Source organism: Massilia puerhi (assembly GCF_009861485.1).
Window position 1 is genome coordinate 360,066 of record NZ_WOFW01000001.1, and the last position, 19,470, is coordinate 379,535.

At 65.5% G+C, this 19,470-nt stretch carries 19 protein-coding genes; 7 read left to right on the forward strand and 12 right to left on the reverse strand.

Features of this window, described 5'->3' with window-relative positions; all coding sequences use genetic code 11:
* Positions 1 to 25: 25 nt before the first annotated feature.
* Genes GNT67_RS01630 through GNT67_RS01655 form a run of 6 tightly spaced genes read left to right on the forward strand, consistent with a single transcriptional unit; the run spans position 26 to position 6,279 of the window.
* On the forward strand, positions 26 to 1,045 hold the full coding sequence (locus GNT67_RS01630; protein ID WP_159627953.1) for an ATP-grasp domain-containing protein: 1,020 nt from the start codon (positions 26 to 28) through the stop codon (positions 1,043 to 1,045).
* Complete coding sequence (locus GNT67_RS01635; protein WP_159627955.1) at positions 1,042 to 2,229, forward strand: phosphoribosyltransferase domain-containing protein; 1,188 nt, start codon at positions 1,042 to 1,044, stop codon at positions 2,227 to 2,229. Before GNT67_RS01630 ends, GNT67_RS01635 begins: the two co-directional genes overlap by 4 nt.
* On the forward strand, positions 2,207 to 2,971 hold the full coding sequence (locus GNT67_RS01640) for an HAD family hydrolase (RefSeq protein ID WP_159627957.1): 765 nt from the start codon (positions 2,207 to 2,209) through the stop codon (positions 2,969 to 2,971). Before GNT67_RS01635 ends, GNT67_RS01640 begins: the two co-directional genes overlap by 23 nt.
* Positions 2,968 to 4,065: a cysteine protease StiP family protein gene (locus GNT67_RS01645; protein WP_159627959.1), complete on the forward strand. Its 1,098-nt coding sequence runs from the start codon at positions 2,968 to 2,970 to the stop codon at positions 4,063 to 4,065. The genes GNT67_RS01640 and GNT67_RS01645 overlap by 4 nt, the downstream gene beginning before the upstream one ends.
* Positions 4,058 to 4,972, forward strand: a complete 915-nt coding sequence (locus GNT67_RS01650; RefSeq protein ID WP_159627961.1) for an HpcH/HpaI aldolase/citrate lyase family protein — start codon at positions 4,058 to 4,060, stop codon at positions 4,970 to 4,972. The genes GNT67_RS01645 and GNT67_RS01650 overlap by 8 nt, the downstream gene beginning before the upstream one ends.
* The gene (locus GNT67_RS01655) at positions 4,969 to 6,279 is read left to right on the forward strand and encodes a TerD family protein (protein ID WP_159627963.1); all 1,311 of its coding nucleotides are present in this window, start codon (positions 4,969 to 4,971) and stop codon (positions 6,277 to 6,279) included. The genes GNT67_RS01650 and GNT67_RS01655 overlap by 4 nt, the downstream gene beginning before the upstream one ends.
* 23 nt (positions 6,280 to 6,302) lie before the next feature.
* Here the strand turns inward: GNT67_RS01655 and GNT67_RS01660 are convergent, their stop codons facing one another.
* The 7 genes from GNT67_RS01660 to rpsL form a co-directional block, all read right to left on the reverse strand.
* Complete coding sequence (locus GNT67_RS01660) at positions 6,303 to 6,866, reverse strand: hypothetical protein (RefSeq protein WP_159627965.1); 564 nt, start codon at positions 6,864 to 6,866, stop codon at positions 6,303 to 6,305.
* Positions 6,863 to 7,765: a hypothetical protein gene (locus GNT67_RS01665; protein ID WP_159627967.1), complete on the reverse strand. Its 903-nt coding sequence runs from the start codon at positions 7,763 to 7,765 to the stop codon at positions 6,863 to 6,865. The genes GNT67_RS01660 and GNT67_RS01665 overlap by 4 nt, the downstream gene beginning before the upstream one ends.
* Positions 7,766 to 7,959: 194 nt before the next feature.
* Positions 7,960 to 8,274, reverse strand: a complete 315-nt coding sequence (gene rpsJ, locus GNT67_RS01670; RefSeq protein ID WP_136219921.1) for a 30S ribosomal protein S10 — start codon at positions 8,272 to 8,274, stop codon at positions 7,960 to 7,962.
* 191 nt (positions 8,275 to 8,465) lie between these two features.
* A complete protein-coding gene (gene tuf / locus GNT67_RS01675) occupies positions 8,466 to 9,656 on the reverse strand; it encodes an elongation factor Tu (protein WP_159627969.1) in 1,191 nt (396 codons plus the stop codon).
* A 75-nt stretch (positions 9,657 to 9,731) separates the two neighbouring features.
* On the reverse strand, positions 9,732 to 11,837 hold the full coding sequence (gene fusA / locus GNT67_RS01680; protein ID WP_159627971.1) for an elongation factor G: 2,106 nt from the start codon (positions 11,835 to 11,837) through the stop codon (positions 9,732 to 9,734).
* A 129-nt stretch (positions 11,838 to 11,966) separates the two neighbouring features.
* On the reverse strand, positions 11,967 to 12,437 hold the full coding sequence (gene rpsG / locus GNT67_RS01685; protein ID WP_137172371.1) for a 30S ribosomal protein S7: 471 nt from the start codon (positions 12,435 to 12,437) through the stop codon (positions 11,967 to 11,969).
* 137 nt (positions 12,438 to 12,574) lie between these two features.
* Positions 12,575 to 12,958 (reverse strand): 30S ribosomal protein S12, encoded by a 384-nt coding sequence (gene rpsL, locus GNT67_RS01690; RefSeq protein WP_005663517.1) that lies wholly within the window; start codon positions 12,956 to 12,958, stop codon positions 12,575 to 12,577.
* 408 nt (positions 12,959 to 13,366) lie between these two features.
* On the opposite strand from rpsL, the gene metE reads away from it, so the two are divergent.
* The gene (gene metE, locus GNT67_RS01695) at positions 13,367 to 15,649 is read left to right on the forward strand and encodes a 5-methyltetrahydropteroyltriglutamate--homocysteine S-methyltransferase (RefSeq protein ID WP_159628440.1); all 2,283 of its coding nucleotides are present in this window, start codon (positions 13,367 to 13,369) and stop codon (positions 15,647 to 15,649) included.
* Here metE and GNT67_RS01700 read toward each other — a convergent pair.
* From GNT67_RS01700 to GNT67_RS01720, 5 genes are all read right to left on the reverse strand, one after another.
* Positions 15,646 to 16,602: an alpha/beta hydrolase gene (locus tag GNT67_RS01700; protein WP_159627973.1), complete on the reverse strand. Its 957-nt coding sequence runs from the start codon at positions 16,600 to 16,602 to the stop codon at positions 15,646 to 15,648. The genes metE and GNT67_RS01700 overlap by 4 nt on opposite strands.
* The gene (locus tag GNT67_RS01705; protein ID WP_159627975.1) at positions 16,599 to 16,829 is read right to left on the reverse strand and encodes a hypothetical protein; all 231 of its coding nucleotides are present in this window, start codon (positions 16,827 to 16,829) and stop codon (positions 16,599 to 16,601) included. The genes GNT67_RS01700 and GNT67_RS01705 overlap by 4 nt, the downstream gene beginning before the upstream one ends.
* Before the next feature lie 21 nt (positions 16,830 to 16,850).
* A complete protein-coding gene (locus GNT67_RS01710) occupies positions 16,851 to 17,342 on the reverse strand; it encodes a hypothetical protein (protein ID WP_159627976.1) in 492 nt (163 codons plus the stop codon).
* Positions 17,343 to 17,421: 79 nt separating this feature from the next.
* Positions 17,422 to 18,471 carry an AraC family transcriptional regulator gene (locus tag GNT67_RS01715; protein WP_159627978.1) on the reverse strand — a complete coding sequence of 350 codons (1,050 nt, stop codon included), beginning with the start codon at positions 18,469 to 18,471 and terminating at the stop codon, positions 17,422 to 17,424.
* Positions 18,468 to 19,328, reverse strand: a complete 861-nt coding sequence (locus tag GNT67_RS01720) for a GGDEF domain-containing protein (RefSeq protein WP_159627980.1) — start codon at positions 19,326 to 19,328, stop codon at positions 18,468 to 18,470. Before GNT67_RS01720 ends, GNT67_RS01715 begins: the two co-directional genes overlap by 4 nt.
* Between the last annotated feature and the right edge of the window lie 142 nt (positions 19,329 to 19,470).

Here is a 19,470-nt window from a genome sequence, read left to right on the forward strand (position 1 = left end):
GCCGATCACTATCAAGAGAGCCCACATGCGCGTCTGGTACAACAGGACGTTTTCGTCCGTGAATGCGGCGATCAAGCTGATCCGCGAGGCCGATTCCGAAGGCCGTTTCACCATCATCCACAGCAATGCCAACCGTCATGCGCCGGCTGCGCGCCTGGCCCATGAATTCCAGGTCGAGCCCACTGGCCTCAAGGGCGATGCCTACGTCGACTGGTGCCTCGCCTTCTGCCGCGAGCACAGGATCGATATCTTCGTGCCGGGCCGCGAAGCGACCACCCTGGCTGCCGAACACGCGCGCTTCGCCGACATCAAGACCCGGGTGCTGAGCGCCGCCCCGCCGGCACAACTGAAGCGCATCCACGACAAGGCCGATTTCTATGCCGAGACCGTGCTGCCCGAAGCGCCGGTGGCGGCCTTTCGCCGCTTCGAGACCCTGGCGCAGTTCGACGCCGCCTACGCCGAACTGCGCCCGCGGCATGCGAAGCTGTGCGTCAAGCCGGCGCACGGCATCTATGGCCTGGGCTTTGCCATCGTCGACGAAGAGCGCAGCAGCGCGGCGCTGCTGATGAAAGGCGTCGAATACCACATCGGCTACCAGGACCTGCGCCGCGGCCTGGGCGAGCTGGAATCCTTCGACACCATGCTGTTGATGGAATTTCTCGATGGCCCCGAATACAGCGTCGACTGCGTGGGCGACCATGGCCGCCTGGTGTCGGCCGTGGTGCGCCGCAAGCTGCCGCAAGCCGGCAGCGGCCAGCTGATCGACATGCGCCAGGACATCCTGGACGCCACCGCGCGGCTATGCGCCGACTACCAGCTCAATGGCGTGTTCAACGCCCAGTTCCGCGAGGGCGGCGGGCGTCCGCGCCTGCTGGAGATCAATCCACGCATGTCGGGCGGGATCGGCATGGCCTGCCTGGCCGGCCCCAACCTGCCGTATATCGCGCTGCGCGGTTTCGCCGAAGGCTACGAAGGCCTCGAGATTCCGACGCCGCGCCACGGCATGCGGGTGGCCGAAGTCAGTGTCGCGACGGAGCTGGCATGAACGCCCCACACCCGATTCCTTTGCAGCGCATCGAACTCCCGACCGGAACGCTCGACCTGCGCATCGACAGCGGCGCTGCCGAACTCGACGCCCTGCTCGGCTTTGCCGCGCGCGCCAACGCCAAGCGCGGCTTCCTGTTCCTGAGCAAGGTGCTGGGCAAGCACTGGCCGGCCAATCCGACCGACATGCTGATGGTGCATGAGCGCCTGGCCGCGACCGTGCCGCCGCTGGGCGCCGCGGTGCACGGCCCGGTGCTGTTCATCGCCATGGCCGAAACCGCGGTCGGCCTGGGCCAGGGCGTGTTCGAAGCCTGGCTGCGCGCCCATCCGGGCCAACAGGCGCTGTTCCTGCACACCACCCGCTACCGGGTCGGCAGCGGCCCGCTGATCGAATTCGAAGAAGCCCACAGCCACGCGCCGCGCCAGTTCCTGCACGAGCCGGTGGCGGCCGAGCTGCGCAGTCTGCTGCTGGCCGCGCGCACCCTGGTGCTGGTCGACGACGAGGCCAGCACCGGCAACACCTTCGTCAACCTGGCCGCCGCCTGCCGCCGCCTGAACCCCGGCCTGGAACGCGTGCACCTGGCCACCATCACCAATTTCATGGGCCGCGCCGCCACCGGGCTGCTCGACACGCGCTTCGGCATGCCGGCTACCTGCGGCGCCCTGGTCGAGGGCGAGTTCAGCTTCGCGCAAGGCGCGCTGCCGCCCGACCAGGGCGCGGCCCAGCGCTTCGAACTCGATGCCGACCGCGGCGCCAGCACCGTCTTCGGACGCCTCGGCGCCGCGCGCGCGGTGAAGGCGCCCGAGGCGCTCGCCGCGCGGCTGGCGCGTGAATTCGCCGCAGGCAGCCGGGTGCTGGTGCTGGGCACCGGCGAATTCATGCACGTCTCGACCCTGCTCGGGGCGGCCCTGCGGCGCCATGGCGTGGACGCCGTGGTGCAATCGACCACGCGCTCCCCGATCCTGACCTGGGGCGCCGTGAGCCATGCCTTGACCTTCCCCGACAACTACGGCGAAGGCATCGCCAATTACCTGTACAACGTCGCGCCCGGCCAGTACGACCAGGTGCTGGTGTGCCACGAGACCGCGCCCGGCCCGGCGCTGTTCGGGCTCGCCGCCCTGCTCGAGGCGCAGCTATTCCATTTCCAGTCCGAGGACCACGTTGAAGAAGTTCCTGTTCGCTGACCTGGACGATACGCTGTTCCAGACCATCGGCAAATGCGGCGCGCACCGGGATACCCCCGGCGCGTTGGCGCCAGCCGCCTACTACAAGGACGGCAGCATCTGTTCGTACACCACGCCCTCGCAGCGCTCCCTGCTGGCGCTGCTGCAGGACGGGATGACGGTGATCCCGACCACCGCGCGCGACCTCGACGGCCTGCGCCGGGTGTCGCTGCCGTTCGACAGCTACGCCGTCATCAACTACGGCGGCGTGGTGCTCGAACCCGGCGGCGCGGTCGACCAGCCCTGGCTGGACGGCATGCGCACGGCCATGCATGCCGCCCTGCCCGGCCTGCAAGAGCTGGCGGCCCACATCGACGCGCATGGCGCGCGCACCGGCTACGGCGGCCGCGCGCGCATGATCGAGGATTTCGGCACGCCGTTCTTCCTGGTGGTCAAGGATCCGGACAAGCAGGCCGAACGCCTGGCGCCGCTCGAGGAAACCGTGGTGCGGCCCTGGATCGAGGATGGCGATCGCGATTACTTCATCCACCGCAACGGCAACAACCTGGCGATCCTGCCCAAGGCGCTCAACAAGGCCAATGCGGTGGCCCACATCACCGCGCGCCTGAAGGCCGAGCATGGCGAGATCGTCACCTTCGGCATGGGCGACAGCCGCTCCGATGCGCGCTTCATGGCCGCCTGCGACTACGCCATCATCCCGCGCGGCACCCAGCTGGCCGGCATCACGGTGGGGGCGCTGTGAGCGCGCGCGCGGCGTTCTCGGGCAGCTATCGCGCGGGCGAGGTCGACTTCCTGCTGCGTCGCCTGCCACAGGCCGACTTCGTCGACGTCGCCGAGAAGGAGGCGCTGATCCAGAGCGGGCGGCGCCACTACAGCCAGATGCTGTCGCCCGAGTCGCGGCCATCCGAGCGCTACATGGCGCTGTTCGATGAAGCCTGCCGTGCCAACAATGCGCGCATGGCGCGCGACTGCCTGCGCCTGGCGCACCTGATCGCGGCGCGCAGCCAGCACCGGCTGGCAATCGTGTCGCTGGCGCGCGCCGGCACCCCGGTCGGGGTGGTCGTCACGCGCCTGCTGCACGAGCTGTTCGGACGCGACGCCACCCACTTCTCGGTGTCGATCGTGCGCGACCGCGGCATCGACGCCGCCGCCCTGCGCCACATCCTGGCGCTGGGACATCGGCCCGACGCCATCGTGTTCGTCGACGGCTGGACCGGCAAGGGCGTGATCGCGCGCGAGCTGGCCGGCTCGGTCGAAGTATTCAACGTGCGCCATGGCACCCATATCGACGCCGGCCTGCACGTGCTGTCCGACCTGGCCGGGGCCGCCGCCTGCGCGGCTTCGTGCGACGACTACCTGATCCCGTCGAGCATCCTCAACGCCACGGTGTCGGGCCTGGTGAGCCGCACGGTCATGAACCAGGACATGCGCGCCGACGACTTCCATGGCTGCGTGTTCTACGACCAGTTCGCGGAGGCGGACCGCTCGCAGGCGTTCGCCGACGAGCTGCTGCGACTGGCGCTGGCGCAGTCACCGGAACAGCCGCGCGCGGCCCCGATCGACGCGCCGGCGGCGCGCGCCCGTTCGCAAACCTATATCGCCGGCGCCATGCGGCGCTACGGCGTGGCCGACGTCAACCTGGTCAAGCCCGGCATCGGCGAAGCCACCCGCGTGCTGCTGCGCCGCGCGCCGCGCCTGGTGGTGCTGCGCGACCCGGCAGCGCCAGAGGTGGCGCACCTGGCCGTGCTAGCCGAAGAAAAACAGGTGCCGGTCGAGATCGACCCGGACCTGCCCTATCACGCAGTATCCCTGATCAGGAGTGCATCGGATGGCTAAATCACTGGGCGCGTCGCTGTACGTGCCGGCCAATCACAAGAACCTGACCGAGATCGCCAATGGCGACCGCTTGCCGCACGCGCGCTCGCTGATCTTCTGTACCGAGGATTCGATCTCGGACCGCGAGCTCTCCTGGTCGCTGTTCAACCTGTCGGTGGTGCTGGCCAACATGCGCCTGGACGTGGCGGCCGACCGCTTCGTGCGGGTGCGCAATCCCGACGTGCTGGCGCGGGTGCTGGCCATGCCCGGCGCCGAGAAGCTGACCGGCTTCGTGCTGCCCAAGATCACACGCCACAACTTCGACAGCTATTTCAGGCTGGTGCGCCACACCGAGCACGTGCTGATGCCGACCCTGGAGACGGTCGAGGCCTTCGACGACGGCGAGATGCAGGGCCTGCGCAGCGCGCTGGAAGCGCCCGGCGTGCGCCACCGTATCCTGGCGCTGCGCATTGGCGGCAATGATTTGCTGGCGCTGCTCGGCCTGCGCCGCCCGCGCGGCATGACCCTGTATCGCACGCCGCTCGGCCCGGTCATCGCGCGCCTGGTGACGACCTTCCGTCCATATGGCTTCATGCTGACCGCGCCGGTATTCGAATACCTCGACCTGCCCGAACTGCTGGACCAGGAAGTGATCGAAGACCTGGCCCACGGCATGGTCGGCAAGACCGCCATCCACCCGACCCAGATCGCCCCGATCGAGCAGCACTTCCAGGTCACGCCGCAAGACCTGGCGGTGGCGCGCGCCATCCTCGACGCCTCGAGTCCGGCCGTATTTCGCATGAACGATGCGATGCAGGAAGTCGCCACCCACCGCGCCTGGGCCGAGCGCACCCTCGAACAATCGCGCCTGTTCGGCTCACGCGCCGAACTGGGCCACAAACCATTCCTGGAAGGAGAACCCTCATGACTACCTATTCGCGCGGACAGAAGGGCAAGCTGGCCGATCTCGGCAGCGGCCACGTGTTCCATGTCGACGTCGAAATCGCCAACAATGGCGCCTCGGTCGACGTCTCCTGCTTCGGCCTGGACGCCAGCGACAAGCTGTCGGACGACCGCTACATGGTGTTCTACAACCAGCTGGCCAGCCCCGAAGGCGCGGTGCGCCTGGACCTGGGCAGCGGCCGCGCGCGCTTCGCGGTCAATCTCGACCTGCTGCCCGCCTCGATCGGCAAACTGGTGTTCGTGGCGGCGATCGATGGCGCGGCCACCATGCGCACCCTGGGCGCCAGTTCGCTCAGCCTGGGCAGCGCGGTGCGCTTCCCGTGGTCGGGCGCCGACTTCGGCGACGAGAAGGCGCTGATCGTGGCCGAACTCTATCGGCGCGACGGCCAGTGGCGCTTCGGCGCGGTCGGCCAGGGCTTCAATGGCGGCCTGTCGGCGCTGCTGACGCATTTCGGCGGCACCGAAGCCGGATCGTCGAAGCCTGCTGCCGCGCCGACGCCGGCGCCGACGGCGGCTCCGGCGCCCAAGCCGACGGTGTCGCTGTCCAAGGTCACGCTCGACAAGCGCGGCGACAAGATCTCGCTCGACAAGCGCGCCGGCGGCGGTTATGGCCGCATCCACGTCAACCTGAACTGGAACCAGGCCGCCATCGCGCCGCCGCCTGCCTCGCCGCCGCCGCCATCGTCGGCCGCGCGTGGTGGTGGATTCTTCGACCGCATCACCAGCATGGCGGGCGACCTGGCCAACAAGGCCGGTGAGATGGCCAACAAGGCCGGCGCGGCGCGCAAGGGCCGCAGCGGCATCGACCTCGACCTGGGCTGCATGTACGAGCTGGCCGACGGCCGCCGCGGCCTGGTGCAGGCGCTCGGCAACACCTTTGGCGACTATGAGCGCGAGCCGTTCATCCAGCTCGACGCCGACGACCGCACGGGCGCGGCCGCCAATGGCGAGAACCTGTTCATCAACGGCGAACGCTTCGACCAGATCAAGCGCGCGGTGATCTTCTCCTTCATCTACGAAGGCGCGGCCAACTGGGGCGTGACCAATGGCGTGGTGACGGTGTCGGCGCCGGGCCAGGCTCCGGTCGAAGTGAAACTCGACGGCGGCGACCGCCAGATCATGTGCGCCATCGCGCTGATCGAAAACCGCGGCGGCAACCTGGTGATCACCAAGCTGGCCGAGTACTTCCAGCAGCAGGGCACGACCAGCGCGCACGAGCTGATGGATCGCCATTACGGCTTCGGCATGCGCTGGAAGACCGGCAGCAAATAACGCGTCCCGTTACGACACGGCTGCTACCACTTGCAGCCCTTGTCGGTAATCGTCTCGATGGCGAGTGGAATCAACAGCAGCACATCGAAACTCGTGCCGCCGGAATACTTGGTCTGGCAATCGGGGCGCTTCGCCTTGCGCACCGCACGCGCCAGCTGACTGTCATCGCTGGCGCGCAGCGGCTCGATCCCGACCGGCTCGGATTCGCTGTCCACCTGGCGCGCCACCGCGCGCAACGACTCCATGTCGAGCCGTCCAGGCTGCGCCACCGCTGCCGGCGCCTCGGCTGCCGGAGATTCCACAGCGGCCGCCACCGGCATGGCGACCGGCGCCGCTTCGGCGCTCGACGTCGGCGCTGTGCGCCGTACCGGCAAGCGTGGCGCGACGACTGGCGGCGCTGCGACGGCAGCATCGGGCGCCGCCATCCTGGGCGCCGCGATCAAGGCCAGCTCGATATACCGGGCCGGCGCTGGCTCGGCGCCGCGCCGCGCGGCGCCGCGATGCTCGAGCAACGCGAACGCGAGCAGCACATGGCCCAGCACGATCAGGGCGCCGGGCCCGGGCCGCGGCAAGGGCAGGCGCCTCACTGCGCCGCCTGCCGGCGCAGCCTCGCCGCCAGCAGTTCGGGACGGTCGAGGTAGAGCAACACGTAACGCGGCAGGCGCTTGTGCACCTGCCAGTGCAGGATGTCGACGCGTGCATCGTCGTCGAGCACCAGCACGCAGTTCGGCTGGTCGAATGGCGTGACCAGCAAGGTGTCGCGGCGCGCCACGCCGTGGCGCCGGCGCCAGGCCGGCAACGGCGCATCGACCGTTTCAAGGCGCGCAATCGCCGCCAGCGGCAGCACGCCATCGACCCGCGCGCCCACCCGCAGGTGGAGCGCGTCGTCGGTCATGATATGGCGCCCTGCCCCGATATGCCAGCGGTCGCCCAGCACCCACAACAGCGTGTACAGCACCGCCGCCGCGCCCAGGGCATGCAGCATGAGAAGTTCGTCAGCATCCTCGATGAACAGATTCAGCAACAGGACATGGACCGGCAACTCCAGCAGCAGGCTCACGAACACCACGGCGGTCGCGGTGCCGTAGGCGCCGCGTTCGAGATAGCCCAGGCCGACGCCATCGGGCAGCGGGTGCGGCGCGGATTGGCGCCGCAGGCGGCGCCAGCAGCCGATCCACAGCAGGCGGTCGAGCCGGAGCATGCCCACCAGTTCGGGCGGCAGCAGCGCCGCCACATGCGCATGCCATGGCGCCCGCGCCGCATGGGCGCCGCGCAGGCGCCGCCAGGCATCCGGCGCGTGCGCCAGGTCTTTCGCCATCAGCAGCAGCAAGGGCAGCGCCAGGCCGGCGCTGCGCAGGAACGGCTTGGCGGCATCGGGGGCCAGGTTCTTGATGATGGACACCGCGAACAAGGAGGCGAGGCCCCAGCCGGCGAGATCGCGCCAGGATGTGGTGCGCAGGGTGTGGAGAAAGGAAAGTCGGAGCATGCGGCGGCAATCGGACAACGAAACATGTCGATTACATCACGCCTGCCCCTGGTCGACAACGATTGATGCGCGTTGGCGCCTGGTTCATGCATGCCGCATGCGCAGGCCCAGAATGACAAAGGCCGGATCGCCCGCGAAGGGTCGACCCGGCCTTTGCAGCGCTGGCGGAACGATCCGCCGGCACTTGCACGGTATTACTGCAGCTTGATTTCGACGTCAACGCCAGCTGGCAGGTCCAGCTTCATCAGCGCGTCAACGGTCTTGTCGGTTGGGTCCACGATGTCCATCAGACGCTGGTGCGTACGGATTTCGAACTGGTCGCGCGAGGTCTTGTTCACGTGTGGCGAACGCAGCACGTCGAAACGCTGGATGCGGGTTGGCAGTGGGACTGGGCCCTTGACGACGGCGCCGGTACGCTTGGCGGTGTCGACGATTTCCAGAGCCGATTGGTCGATCAGCTTGTAGTCGAATGCTTTGAGGCGAATACGGATTTTCTGGTTAGCGGACATGCTATTTCCTTTAAAGAACGTTCCGGCTGTTTGCCGGCAATGTGGTCAAGACACTTCGGTACTGCTCAAGAGGCGGGAGTATAGCATCGTTCCCGCTCAAACAGATGGGGACAGACCAAAAAGTCTGTCCCCATCGTTGTGCTGATGGGACGCCCCGAGGGGCGCCCCATCAGCGATCTTGCCCTGCTAGATTAGGCCAGGATCTTGGCAACCACGCCGGCGCCGACGGTACGGCCGCCTTCGCGGATTGCGAAACGCAGACCTTCTTCCATCGCGATCGGAGCGATCAGCTTGACGGTGATCGAGACGTTATCGCCTGGCATGACCATTTCTTTGTCTGCTGGCAGTTCGATCGAACCGGTCACGTCAGTCGTACGGAAGTAGAACTGAGGACGATAGTTGTTGAAGAACGGGGTGTGACGGCCGCCTTCGTCTTTCGACAGGACGTAGATCTCACCGGTGAAGTTGCTGTGCGGCTTGATCGAACCTGGTTTTGCCAGGACTTGACCACGTTGCACGTCTTCACGCTTGGTACCGCGCAGCAGCAGGCCGACGTTGTCGCCAGCTTGACCCTGGTCCAGCAGCTTGCGGAACATTTCCACGCCGGTGCAGGTGGTCTTGACGGTATCGACGATACCGACGATTTCGATCTCTTCGCCGACCTTGATGATGCCGCGCTCGACACGACCGGTCACCACGGTGCCGCGACCCGAGATCGAGAACACGTCTTCCACTGGCATCAGGAAGGCGCCGTCAACAGCGCGCTCTGGCGTTGGGATGTAGGTGTCCAGGGCTTCTGCCAGACGGGCGATGCACTCTTCGCCCATTTCGCCTGGCTGGCCTTCCAGGGCCATACGTGCCGAACCCTTGATGATTGGCAGGTCGTCGCCTGGGAACTCGTATTTCGACAGGAGTTCGCGGACTTCCATTTCGACCAGTTCCAGCAGTTCTGCGTCGTCGACCAGGTCGCACTTGTTCAGGAACACGATGATGTATGGAACGCCAACCTGACGCGCCAGCAGGATGTGCTCGCGGGTCTGTGGCATTGGGCCGTCAGCGGCCGAGCACACCAGGATCGCGCCGTCCATCTGCGCAGCACCGGTAATCATGTTCTTGATGTAGTCGGCGTGGCCTGGGCAGTCAACGTGAGCGTAGTGACGGTTTTCGGTCTCGTACTCGACGTGCGCGGTGTTGATGGTGATGCCGCGTGCTTTTTCTTCTGGAGCCGCATCGATCTGGTCGTAGGCCTTGGCTTCGCCGCCGAATTTCTTCGACAGGACGGTAGCGATTGCAGCCGTCAGGGTGGTTTTGCCGTGGTCAACGTGACCGATGGTGCCGACGTTGACGTGCGGCTTGGTCCGTTCGAATTTACCTTTTGCCATTTCCAAATTCCTTTAAGAGAAACGATATATTTTGTTGAACTGGAGGGACGGGACGTCCCATCCCTCCATTATCTATTACTTGGACTTCGCGGTGACGATAGCGTCAATCACGTGCTTCGGAGCTTCCGAATAGTGCTTGAATTCCATCGTGTAGGTCGCGCGGCCCTGGGTCGCCGAACGCAGCGAGGTCGAGTAACCGAACATTTCCGACAGTGGCACTTCGGCTTTGATGATCTTGCCGCCGCCGCCTGGGATTTCGTCCATGCCCTGGACCATGCCGCGACGCGACGACAGATCGCCCATCACGTTACCGGCGTAGTCTTCCGGAGTTTCCACTTCGACCGACATCATCGGCTCGAGGATGACCGGACTCGCTTTACGGCAGCCATCCTTGAACGCCATCGAGCCCGCCATGCGGAACGCGTTTTCGTTCGAGTCAACGTCGTGGTACGAACCGAAAGTCAGGGTGACTTTGACGTCAACGACTGGGTAACCAGCCAGCACGCCGGTGGTCAGGGTTTCGCGCACACCTTTTTCGACTGCAGGGATGTATTCGCGTGGAACCACACCGCCCTTGATCGCGTCGATGAACTCGAAGCCCTTGCCTGGCTCTTGCGGCTCGATCGACAGGACTGCGTGACCATACTGACCACGACCGCCCGACTGCTTGACGAACTTGCCTTCGACGTCGGTGACTGCCTTGCGGATGGTTTCGCGGTAGGCAACCTGTGGCTTGCCGACGGTTGCTTCCACGCCGAATTCACGCTTCATGCGGTCAACGATAATTTCCAGGTGCAGCTCGCCCATACCACCGATGATGGTCTGGCCCGATTCTTCGTCGGTACGCACGCGGAACGACGGATCTTCTTGTGCCAGGCGGTTCAGCGCCAGGCCCATTTTTTCCTGGTCAGCCTTGGTCTTTGGCTCGACAGCCTGCTGGATGACCGGCTCAGGGAAGACCATCTTTTCCAGGGTGATGACAGCCGAAGGATCGCACAGGGTTTCGCCCGTGGTCGCTTCTTTCAGGCCGACCGCTGCGGCGATGTCGCCGGCGCGGACTTCCTTGATTTCTTCGCGCTGGTTGGCGTGCATCTGCAGGATACGACCCAGGCGTTCCTTCTTGCCCTTGATCGGGTTGTAGACGGTATCGCCCGAATTGATCATGCCCGAGTAGACGCGGAAGAAGATCAGCTGGCCGACGAACGGGTCGGTCATGATCTTGAACGCCAGTGCCGCGAACTTCTCGTTGTCGTCAGCCTTACGGGTGACCGGCTGGTCGTCTTCATCGGTACCGGCCACTGGCGGAATGTCGACTGGCGATGGCAGGTATTCGATCACGGCGTCGAGCATGGCTTGCACGCCCTTGTTCTTGAACGCGGTACCGCACAACATCGGCACGATTTCCGATGCGATGGTGCGCTGGCGCAGGGCGGTCTTGATCTCTTCTTCCGACAGATCGCCTTCTTCCAGGTACTTGTTCATCAGGTCTTCGTTCGCTTCAGCAGCGGTCTCGACCAGTTTTTCACGCCATTCGTTCGCTTGCTCAACCAGGTGCTCTGGGATGTCAGCGTATTCGAATTTCATGCCTTGCGAAGCCTCGTCCCAGATGATTGCTTTCATCTTGACCAGATCGACCACGCCTTGGAAGCTGTCTTCCGCGCCGATTGGGATCACGACCGGGATTGGGTTCGCCTTCAGGCGTGCGCGCATCTGCTCGTACACTTTGAAGAAGTTTGCACCGGTACGGTCCATCTTGTTGACGAATGCCAGACGTGGGACTTTGTACTTGTTAGCTTGACGCCACACGGTTTCCGACTGTGGCTGCACGCCACCGACTGCACAGTAAACCATGCAAGCGCCGTCGAGCACGCGCATCGAACGCTCGACTTCAATGGTGAAGTCAACGTGGCCCGGGGTGTCGATGATGTTGATGTGGTGAGGCTGGAAGTTCTTGGCCATACCGCTCCAGAAGCAGGTCGTCGCTGCCGAGGTAATGGTAATGCCGCGCTCTTGCTCTTGTTCCATCCAGTCCATCGTCGCAGCACCGTCGTGCACTTCGCCGAGCTTGTGGTTGACGCCCGTGTAGAACAGGACGCGTTCGGTGGTGGTAGTTTTACCAGCATCGATGTGAGCCGAAATACCGATGTTGCGGTAGCGCTCGATGGGGGTCTTGCGTGCCATAATTTTTCCTAAATCTTTGAATGGACAAAACCGAGCAACATCTTGACGATCAAAATGAGCTCGGCCTGAACAACAGATACTGCAGGGACCCTAGTTTGGGGCAAAAAGCCCCAAGCCAAGTCCTGATGCTTAGAAGCGGAAGTGCGAGAACGCCTTGTTCGCTTCTGCCATGCGGTGAACTTCGTCACGACGCTTCATTGCGCCGCCACGACCTTCAGCCGCTTCCAGCAGTTCACCACCCAGACGTTGCGGCATGGATTTTTCGCTGCGCTTGTTTGCGGCTTCGCGCAACCAACGCATGGACAGCGCCATACGACGAACCGGACGAACTTCCACTGGCACCTGGTAGTTGGCGCCACCGACACGGCGGGACTTGACTTCCACCAGCGGCTTGGCGTTGTTGATCGCGGTCGTGAACACTTCCAGCGGGTCTTTGCCCGACTTGGATTGAATGTGTTCGAATGCACCGTAGATGATGTTTTCTGCAACCGACTTCTTGCCGGACAGCATCAGAACGTTGACGAATTTGGCGACATCGGTGTTGCCGAATTTTGGATCCGGCAGGATCTCGCGCTTGGGTACTTCACGACGACGTGGCATTTCAATTCCTTCCTGTCTTCAGTTGAGTGCGGTGACCGCACTCGCGAAAGGCCCTCATGACCCTTCACTTACTCGGCCTTGCGGCCGGCTCAACTTATCTAATTAATGTGACGTGTCAATGACACGCACCTCGAAGATTACTTCTTCGCAGCCTTGGCACGCTTGGCGCCGTACTTCGAGCGCGCTTGCTTACGGTCTTTGACGCCCTGGGTATCCAGTGCACCGCGAACCATGTGGTAACGCACACCTGGCAAGTCTTTCACACGGCCGCCGCGCAGCAGCACGACACTGTGTTCTTGCAGGTTGTGGCCTTCACCGCCGATGTACGAAATGACTTCGAAACCGTTGGTCAGACGCACTTTAGCGACTTTACGCAGCGCCGAGTTAGGCTTCTTCGGGGTGGTGGTGTACACACGGGTGCACACGCCACGTTTTTGCGGGCAGTTTTCCAGTGCCGGCGACTTGCTCTTCACAACCGCGGCTTCACGCGGCTTGCGAATCAGTTGATTGATGGTTGGCATCGTTCCTAATCCAACAAAATTGCTACTGAATTGACGACCCGAGACGGCGAACATGCAGGCCCGGGGACTAAAACCTAGTCCCGTAAGAACTGACAGCGGAGGCGACGATAGCCACTCAGCGAAGGAGCGGCTGCGAATGCGTATACGATGTGCAGAATAAAAACGAGAACTCGCGAATATACGCTGAATGTGATGGTGGGTCAACCGGTTTGCTGTCCCGTCAAGGCCGGCAAGGCCTATTGGCGAGCAAACCATGGCGGATGTGGCATCACTGCTACAGGCCTCACCCCGCCCCTACCCCTACAATGCATGAATGAAATTGATGGATTAATGAATTAATACCAATTTTATTCATGGGACAAGCCGCCTATCATGGACTCATCCATTCCCGAACAGGCGCACTCCACCATGACCACCACCCACAACCTCGGCTTTCCGCGCATCGGCGCGCGCCGTGAACTCAAATTTGCCCTCGAACGTTTCTGGAAAGGCGAAGCGCCGGCCCACGAACTCGGCGCACAGGCGTCGGCGCTGCGCCAGCGCCACTGGCAGCAGCAGGCACGGCTCGACTTCGCACCGGTCGGCGACTTCTCGCTGTACGACCAGGTGCTGGACATGAGCTTCACGCTGGGGAACGTCCCGGAACGTGCCCACGGCCATGGCGGCGCTGCCCTCGACGCCTACTTCCGGGTGGCGCGCGGCCGAAGCGCCGGTGACCAGACCCACGCCTGCGGCAGCGTCCACGCCGGCGAAATGACCAAGTGGTTCGATACCAACTACCACTACATCGTCCCCGAGTTCAGCCTTGACACCCAATTCAGGCTCGACACCACGCGCCTAGATGAACAGCTGGCCCAGGCGCGCACGCTGGGCGTGAAGGCCAAGCCAGTGATCGTCGGCCCGCTCACCTACCTGTGGCTGGGCAAGGCCAAGGATGGCAGCGACCGTCTCGACCTGCTGCCGCGCCTGTTGCCGGTATATGCCGAGCTGCTGGCCTGGTTCGTCACCCAGGGCATCGAATGGGTGCAGGTCGACGAGCCGGCCCTGGTCACCGAACTCGATGCGCGCTGGCAGGCGGCGTTCACCAGCGCCTACGAGTCGCTCCAGCACAGCGGCGCCAGGCTGCTGCTGGCGACCTATTTCGGCCGCCTGGAAGACAACCTGGCGCTGGCCTGCGCGCTGCCGGTCGACGGCCTGCACCTGGATGCGACCCGCGCCCGGGAAGAGATCGCCCCTGTCATCGCGGCGCTGGGCCGGGACCAGATCCTGTCGCTGGGCGTGATCGACGGCCGCAATATCTGGAAGACCGACCTGCACGCGACCCTCGAATGGCTGGAACCGGTCCAGCGCCAGCTGGGCCAGCGCCTGTGGATCGCGCCATCGTGCTCGCTGCTGCATGTGCCGGTCGACCTGCAGCACGAGACAGCGCTCGATCCCGAGATCCGCTCCTGGCTGGCGTTTGCCGTGCAAAAGCTGGAAGAGTTGCGCATCCTGGCCCATGCGCTCGACCATGGCCGCTCGCAGGTGCAGCTGGAACTGGTCGAGAACGCCGCCGCGGTCGACCGCCGCCGCGCCTCGAAACGGGTCTCGAACCCTGACGTCGCGCAGGCCCTGGCCGCGCTCACCCCGGCGCTGGGCCAGCGCGCCAGCGGCCACGCAGAGCGCAGCGCCAGACAGGCCGCCCTGCTCCGGCTGCCCAGCTACCCGACCACCACCATCGGCTCGTTCCCGCAGACGGCGGCGATCCGCCAGGCCCGAAACGCCCATAAAAAGGGCGAACTGGATGCGGCGGCCTACGAGGACGCGATGCGCGCCGAGATCGCGCGCTGCGTGCGCGAGCAGGAAGCGCTGGGGCTGGACGTGTTCGTGCACGGCGAGGCCGAGCGCAACGACATGGTCGAATACTTCGGCGAGCAGCTCGACGGCTATGCCTTTACTCAGGGCGGCTGGGTGCAATCCTACGGTTCGCGCTGCGTGAAGCCGCCGATCCTGTTCGGCGACGTGCGCCGCCCGCGGGCGATGACGGTCAAGTGGACCACCTATGCGCAGTCGCTGACCGACAAGCCGATGAAGGGCATGCTGACCGGCCCGGTGACGATCCTGAACTGGTCCTTCGTGCGCGACGACCAGCCGCGCGCCGCCAGCTGCCGCCAACTGGCGCTGGCGATCCGCGAGGAAGTGCTGGACCTGGAACGGGCCGGCGTGCGCGTGATCCAGATCGACGAAGCAGCCCTGCGCGAAGGCTTGCCGCTGCGGCGCGCCGAGTGGAAAGAGTACCTGGACTGGGCGGTGGAATCGTTCCGTATCACCGCCAACGGCGTGCGCGACGAGACCCAGATCCACACCCATATGTGCTATTCGGAGTTCAACGACATCATCGCCGCGATCGCCGCCATGGACGCCGACGTGATCACCATCGAGACGTCACGCTCGGACATGGAGCTGCTGGACGCTTTCGATGATTTCCAGTACCCGAACGAGATCGGGCCGGGCGTGTACGACATCCACTCGCCCAACATCCCGAGCCAGGACCACATCGTGGACCTGATGCAAAAGGCCGCCACCCGCATCCCGCCCGCGCGCCTGTGGATCAATCCGGATTGCGGCCTCAAGACCCGCAGCTGGGACGAGGTGCTGCCGGCGCTGCGCAATATGGTGGCGGCGGCGCATACGCTGCGCGCCGCCGCCTAGTTGGCCGGCGCCGGCTTGTGCAGGAAGCCGGCCACCGCTTTGACCAGCAGGGGCGAGACCGGCAAGGCCGGATCGCCGTAGGCCGCGGCTTGCAGCGCCGGGTCGGCCCGCACGTGCTTGAACACGTGGTTCATGCCGGGAATGATGGACAGGGTCGCATCCGGCTTGGCGCGGTGCAGGCCGTTGGCCTGGGCCACCTCGACCTGGATATCGGTATTGCCCTGCACGATCAACACCGGCATGTTCAAGGCGGCGATGCGTTGCGCCGGCACATACTTGAACCACGAGATCAGGTAGGGCTGGACGCTTGGCCGATAGAGGGTCATCAGCGCGGGCGGTATCGGATCGACGGTGGCGCCACCCTCGAGGGCCGTGAGGATGCGTTCGTTCTCCGGCGCCAGCTCCGGCGGCAGCTTGCCGGCCAGCTGCTTGCGCAGGATGGTCGACGCGCCGTCGGCCACGCCGGCGATCGAGACGAAGGCCGCGGCGCCGGCCTGCTGCGCCGCCAGCATGCCGATCAGCGAGCCCTCGCTGTGGCCGATCACCGCCACCGCGCCAAAACGCGGATCGGCCTTCAGCTTGCCGACCCAGGCGGAGGCATCGTCGACAAAGGTCTCGAAACGCAGCTCGGATTCGGCCGGGCCGGCCGCCAGGCTGGCGCCCACGCCGCGCTTGTCATAGCGGACCGTGGCGATGCCCTCCTCGGCCAGCGCCACGGCCAGCATCTTGAGGCTGTCGTTGCGGCCGGGGATCAGGCGGCTATTGCCGTCGCGGTCAGTGGGGCCGGACCCGGCGATGATCAGGGCGACGCGCGGCTTGCCCTGCGCGGCGGTCGGCAATTGCAGGGTGCCGGCGACCTGGCCGGTCGGTGTATCGAGGGCGATCGGCTCGTCCCCCGTTTGCGCCGAGGCGATGCCGCCGGCAAAGCACAACAACAAGGCAAGCAATTTCATGTGCGCTCCATCGTGATCGTCGTGGGTGAGACGACCAGCACCGTCAGCCAGCCGAGGAAGGAAAAACAGCGCCGCAAGCCGACGAAGCACAGGAACCAGACCGCCCACTGCGCGGCGCTGTACTCGAACGACGGCATTCCCGCCGCCGACATCAGGAACACCGTGGTGAACGCGGCCAGCGCGCCCACGATGGCGGAGAACCACCATTTCTTTTCAAGTTCGGACATACGATCCCTCTTTCATTATTCTCAGGCCGCCACGGCCACGCTGCGCTGCGCCAGGCAAAAGCCGTTGATGCGTTGCAGCGCGTCGTTCGCCGCCCGCTCGTCGAGCCCGGCCCCGAAATGGTAGCGATGGGTGGCGGTCTCGATCTCGATCCGGCCATGGCCGAAGCCCAGCGCCTCCCACTTCGCTTCCGGGGTCCAGGCTTCCGGCGCCGGCAGCAGCCGCACCGCGCGAATCTCGTCGAGCAGGAAGGCCAGCTCGATCGGCGGCAGCTCGCCTTCGCGGGCGATGTACAGCTCGTCGCGGAACACGAAGTTGCGGTACAGCGCCCAGGCGGCCACGCTGACGATGGCCAGCGCGCAGGCGGTGAAGACGATGACGCCGGGAGACAGGTTGTTGCGCGCGCCGCTCGCCAGGCCATAGGCCAGCAGACAGACGAAGCAAAAGGACATGCATGCGGCAAAGCCGCGCTTCTGGGTTGGGCAGACGATGTGCAGGACCAGGCTGGCGCTCATTCCTTCTCTTCGAAAACGCTCTTGGTTGTGAAAGATACCACTTCTCGAAGGGGAAAATGTGCGCGAATTCTCTCGTGCGCTACACCCCGGGCCCGAGCGCGGCGCTGAACCAGCCCAGTTCACCGTCCAGCGCGGCCCGGATCGGCCCCGGCGTCAGGCCAGTCCAGCGCTTGAACGAGCGCCGGAAATTGGCCGCGTCATGAAAGCCCAGGTAGCGCGCGACCTGCTCGTTGTCGGCCCGCTCGACCTGGAACAGCCAGAGCGCCACGTGGGTGCGGACCTGGTCCAGCTCTCCCTGGAAATGGGTGTGGTGGCGCAGCAGCTGGCGCTTGAAGGTGGCCGGGCTGACGCCGAAGTCGGCCGCCGTGCGCTCCAGGGTCGGCGCCATGCGCACATTGGCCAGCAGGTAGTCGTACAGCGCGGCCAGGATGCCCGGCGCACGCGCTGGCTCTTGTTCGGCGGCCTGCCAGGCCAGGCGCGCCGCCACCTCGCTGGCGCGCGGCCAGGGCCGGTCGAGCCAGGCTGACGGCAACAGCATGGCGTCGAGCTGGCAGCCGAAGCGCAGCTCGGCGCCCAGGTGGACGTGATGTTGCTCGACATGGCGCGGTGCGCCGCGGTTGAAGCAGAAGCGCCACGGCAGGCGCTCGCCACCCAGCCAGCGGCACAGCGCCACCACCGCCGTCATGTGCATCTCGACCAGGGCCGGGCGGATCGCGGGGGCGCCATGGGCGTCGATCCAGTACAGCAGCGCTACCTCGCCCCAGCTCTCGAAGCGCGGCCGCAACAGCGGCGTCAGGCGCGCGTGGAAGCGGCACAGGGTCTGCAGCAGCGCGCGCAGCGTGGGCGCCTGCACCAGCGCGTGGCTGGCGGCGCCGTCGTGGCCCGGCAACAGCAACTGGCCCAGCATGAAGCTGGTGTCCGGGCTGTCCAGGGTGCGCAAGGTGTTCGCCAGTTGCTGCAGGTATTGCGCCGGCGCGACCAGACCGTCGGGATCGAGGCCAGCCACCAACCCCGTGTCACGCAGCAGGTCGGCATCGACGGCGTCGCGCGAGCGGCCGTATTCCAGCGCCAGCGCCGGCTGCTGGCGCGCCGGGATCGACGGTTCTGCGGCGCTCTGCCAGGCGATCACACGGCATCCATCTGGCGGCACAAATCGACCAGCAGCGCATCCGGCGCCCCGTGGGCCGGCGCGCAGCCGTGGCGCAGCGAGATCCGCACTCTACCCTTCGGGGCATGGTGGCGCATCGACGACACCATCCGGCACAGGTGCCGGGCGGCGTCGCGCGCTTCCGGCTCGTCCAGGCCCGGCATCAGCACCGCGAAACGGTCGCCCGCATAGCGGCACAGCAGGTCCTCGTTGCGCAGATTCAGGAGCAGCATGTGCGCCACCGCCTGCAGCACGCGGTCGCCCTCGGGCTGGCCGTGTTCGCGGTTGATGCGATGGAATTCGTCGATATCGAACAGCACCAGCGCGCAGCCCTGGCCACCGGCGCGCCGGCTTTCCAGGCGCAGCTGCGCGCGCAGGTAGGCGGCATCGGCCAGCTGGGTGATGCGGTCGAATGGGCGATGGTTGCGAAACAGCCGCTCGCGCTTGCGCATATGGTCGGACAGGGTGGCCTGCTCCAGGCGCCAGTAATACATGCCGACGGTGAGGATCAGCATCCCCAGCGGCAAGAGCGACTCGAGCGCGTTGTCCCACAGCGCGGCCTTGTCGACGTCGATCACCTCGTCCAGGCAGTCGGCCCAGGAGCCGAGCATGATGCAGGCCAGGCCGCCGGCCAGCAGGCGGGTGACCAGGCCGTCCGGGCGGCTCGACAGCACGGTCAGGCACCACAGCGCCGCCAGCAGCGCGGTGCCGCCCTCGCTGGCGATGTCGACCCAGTCCCATTCGGCCATCGGGATGGCCGTCCCGGCGCCGACGAACAGGAAGGCAAAGGCGCCGAGCAGCGCGCCGATCGACAGGGCATGGCGGATCACATTGGACATGGGAGCAAGATGCGGAGATGGATCGCCGGAACATAGCGCAGCCAGATGACGGCAAGATGACAGGCCGACAAAGCCGTCGCATCCCGGCAGGGGGTCCGAACGGCTCACGGGGACGCCTTCCGGCGTCACCAACTGGTCACAT